The organism is Thiorhodococcus mannitoliphagus, from assembly GCF_010915725.1.
GTDB classification, from domain to species: Bacteria; Pseudomonadota; Gammaproteobacteria; order Chromatiales; family Chromatiaceae; genus Thiorhodococcus; species Thiorhodococcus mannitoliphagus.
The window spans coordinates 1-3718 of the sequence record NZ_JAAIJR010000240.1 but is presented as its reverse complement, the minus strand read 5'-3'; the positions used below and the strand labels follow the sequence as shown (position 1 = coordinate 3718).

General features: G+C 59.6%; 3 protein-coding genes and 1 pseudogene. 3 read left to right on the top strand and 1 reads right to left on the bottom strand.

Annotation, left to right across the window (positions count from 1 at the left end):
• Positions 1–267 precede the first annotated feature (267 nt).
• The 3 genes and pseudogenes from G3480_RS25375 (at position 268) to G3480_RS25365 (ending at position 2664) form a co-directional block, all read left to right on the top strand.
• Positions 268–573, top strand: a complete 306-nt coding sequence (locus G3480_RS25375; RefSeq protein WP_164656998.1) for a site-specific integrase — start codon at positions 268–270, stop codon at positions 571–573.
• Between the two features lie 65 nt (positions 574–638).
• Positions 639–1199, top strand: coding sequence for a Uma2 family endonuclease (locus G3480_RS25370; protein WP_164656997.1), 561 nt, complete (start codon positions 639–641; stop codon positions 1197–1199).
• 490 nt (positions 1200–1689) lie between these two features.
• Positions 1690–2664 (top strand): annotated as a pseudogene (locus tag G3480_RS25365) (ISAs1 family transposase).
• 411 nt (positions 2665–3075) lie between these two features.
• Here the strand turns inward: G3480_RS25365 and G3480_RS25360 are convergent.
• Positions 3076–3375 carry a hypothetical protein gene (locus G3480_RS25360; protein WP_164656996.1) on the bottom strand — a complete coding sequence of 100 codons (300 nt, stop codon included), beginning with the start codon at positions 3373–3375 and terminating at the stop codon, positions 3076–3078.
• Positions 3376–3718: the final 343 nt, after the last annotated feature.

Below are 3718 nucleotides of genomic sequence, written 5' to 3'. Positions count from 1 at the left end.
AAGCCGACCGTAGCAACGCGCTGCCTTACAGCGAGGTGGGCGTTTGTCTGTTGATCTCCAGCGCCGGGCTACATCCCTCTACCTTTGCAGGCTGTTGGCAGAAACCGTGGGCTTGTTGGCAACGAATGTGGGCACAAGGCCCAGGATATTGTCAGTTAATCTGGGCTGAAAATCGCGATGTTTGCAGGTCGCTACATGTAGGCGTCAATCGAAGGCGCGCGCTCGATTGATGTGTCAGGCACGGCGCCGCGCGCTGAGGAGGTCTCCATGAATCAGCTCGTCAACGCGCTCGATCTGAGCGCCGTGAATCTGCCGGCGCTCTTCGTCCGCACCCCAGAGGCCAGCAAGCGCTTCATTGAGTTCTTCACGGCCAACATCCGCAATGCCAACACCCGGCGGGCCTACACGCGGGCGACGGCCGACTTCGCCGCCTGGTGTGACCAGCCTGGGCTCACCGCCCTCGAGGACATCGAGCCGGTGCATGTGGCGGCCTATATCGAGACGCTGCAGGCGCGACTCTCGGCGCCGTCGGTGAAGGTCAATCTCGATGAGGTGGAGCGGATTATCATTTGAAGCGTCGGCTTCGACAGGTAAACAGCGTACCTCATGCTTGGAGGACGACATTCCGGGGAAACCTCATGCAACATGCCTACAAGCAAACACTTTACGAGCAGCTCGAAGCCCTGCCCGAGGGATTGACTGGAGAGATCCTCAACGGACAGTTGCACACCCAGCCGCGGCCAGCCGGGCCCCACGCCAAGGCAGAGAGCGAGCTGACGTACGATCTCGTCGGCAGCTATGGGCGTGGCCGGGGCGGACCGGGCGGCTGGTGGATACTGGTGGAGCCAGAGATCCATTTCATCACCGATCGCGAAGTCGCCGTTCCGGACTTGGCAGGATGGCGTAAGGAACGCATGCCACAGATCCCGGAAGGTCACCGCTTCGAGGTGGTACCGGACTGGGTCTGCGAGATCCTTTCCCCATCGACCGAAAGCAAAGACCGTGAAGTCAAGATGCCCATCTACGCCCACTATGGCGTGGCGTATGCGTGGATCGTCGATCCCAAGCGGCGCACCCTGGAGGCCTATGCACTAAACAACGGCGAATGGCGTTTACTTGCCAAGGCATCGGGGAACGAGGCTATTGCGGTCGTACCCTTCGACGCTCTAAAGCTTGAGCTCAGCAACCTCTGGAGCTGAAGTCGCAGCGCACCCAAAGGACTTGAGCGCAAAACTTCAACCCTTTCTGGGAGCCGAAGCCCGACGATCCCGCCGCGGGATTTGGAGGGACCTTGTACTTGGGGTAGACCCAACGTGTCACCAGCCGCCATTGCCACGTAGACCCCGCACTTGCGGCCCCCGACTGCTGCTAACCTTTTTGGATTGGAGCGGTCGGTCATCCTACAGACGCGACCGTCTCTTCGACGCGGGGAGTTGGCACTCGACCTGCTTGGCGCGGTGACCCCTACGCCCTAGGAACGGTCACTCAGTCCGGTAGACAGAACAGGGCGGAGTCGGCCAGGAGCGGTCACCGAGTCCAATCAGTCCAGCGGCAGGTAACCATATGCAAGCTGCCACTCGTGGGCCTACCTAAACGGCCCTTCTTCCGCCCCAAGCGCGACGAGTGTAGTTGACGACAGCAAGCTGCGTTTGCGTGGTGAATGGCGTGTTTGATTGCCGCTGAGGGTGGATTGCCAGTGCGGGCACCCTCTGCGGAGCCGATAGCTGGGTGCAGATCGCGCAGTTTGGACGCGCTAAAGAGGCGTGGCTGAAGCAATTTTTTGAGTTGCCCAACGGCATCCCCTCGCACGATACCTTCGGGCGTGTCTTCAGCCTGCTGCGGCCGGAGGCGTTCGAGGCGTGCTTCCGCGACTGGGTCGAGGCGATCCGCGAGGTCATTCCTGGCGAGGTCATCGCCATTGATGGCAAGACCCCGCGTCGCTCCCATGATCGCGGCAAGGGCCTGGCGGCCTTGCATCTGGTGAGCGCCTGGGCGACGGCCAACCGGGTGGTGCTCGGACAGGTGGCCACCGAGGCGAAGTCCAATGAGATCACCGCCATACCGCAGGTGCTCGACCTGCTGCACCTCAGCGGCTGCATTGTCACCATCGATGCCATGGGCTGTCAGAACTCCATCGCCGAGCAGATCGTGGCACAGGGCGGGGAGTATGTCCTGGCACTCAAGGGCAACCAGGGCACCTTGGCTGCCGAGGTCGAGGTGGCGTTCATCGACGCCGATGCGCGCGCGTACGCCGACGTCGAGCCCCAATTTCTGGAGACCACCGAGCATGGCCATGGCCGGCATGAGACCCACCGCTAGCGCACCCTCGGTGATCTCTCGGGCGTGCCACACAGCGCCCTGCGGGAGGCGATGAACATGATCGGGATGGTGGAGTCCGAGCGCGAGATCAACGGCAAGATCAGGCGCGAGACGCGCTTCTATATTGGCTATATTGGCTGCACTGGCACCGACGTGGAGACCTTCGCGCGCGCCGTGCGCGGGCACTGGGGCGTGCAGAATCAGCTGCATTGGAGCCTGGATGTCTCCTTCAACGAGGACGACTCTCGGGTGCGCGATCCCGAAGCGCGGGAGAATCTGGCCCTCATTCGGCGCATCGCCCTCAGGCTCCAGGGCTTTGAAGGTGCGAAAATGCAACTCTTATAATCAGCATCTTACATAGGTCGCCAGACGGTGTGCCGGTGGTTAGCACCGGATCCGAGGCAGCGCGCAGCAGGCAAATCAAGCGGTTGCATGTGTACACTTTTCGCGACCTTCACAGCCCTGCCCTCAGGCTCTTGCAGCACGACAACACCAAGCTTGGCATCCAGAGTAAACGCCTCAAGGCCGGCTGGGACGAGCGCTCTCCCCAAGGCGATGTTCGAGCCGCCAAAGATCGCTCCATAAAAGACCGCCTCCAAGAACTTGAATATTAGAAAAACGTGATGCGATTGCCCTGATGTGAGGATTGAGCTTGGCCCGAATAAGCTTGCACGTCGAGTTCTCTTGGGGCCGGGTGACAGCAACGTCATTCGGCTAGCCGGCAGAGATCGCAAATAAACCTATAGCCAGATGAATCTAGGTATAGATCGTTGCGGTTAAAGCTATGAACTCAGCTCTTGTTGAAGTGCAGAGATTGCTTCTGCTGCCAACTTTTGCGCTAGTGTAACCCTTCACAGCATCACCCACTGCAATTGAATCCAGCGCTGTCTGGCTGGATAGCACCCTAACCAATGCGGTATCCAAACTGATAAGAAAACGTGCAACAACGCTAGATACGCGGTGATCAGGAGACGGTAACTGCCAGTTTTTAGAAGCCTTGGTGATACGGATGCTGGCGGCGAGCAGTTTTTTAGCGTCCTGTTGATTCTGCGGCATACATAAAACCTATTTGTCATAATCTGCGAAACTGTGACGGCTCAACACCTATCGGTTTCCCGAAATCAACCTGAACAGCCGCTCCAAGCCTGCGTAGCCAGGCCATCCTGGCCTGGTTTGCCAGGGCTGGAAGCCCTGGCTACATAAAACCGATAGGTGGTGAGCTGTGACGGACTCCACGCCGCCGGGCGCGGATTGGGCGTCCGCTTTCTATCCCGGGTGGCTGTCTCTTCTCACGGACGTCGGTGACTGCTGCCTGGCGTAGCCTAGTGCAACAGAGTGGAAATCCCGAGACTGTTTAATCATTCATGCCGCGAGCGGCTTTCCCTCATAGGTCCAGCGG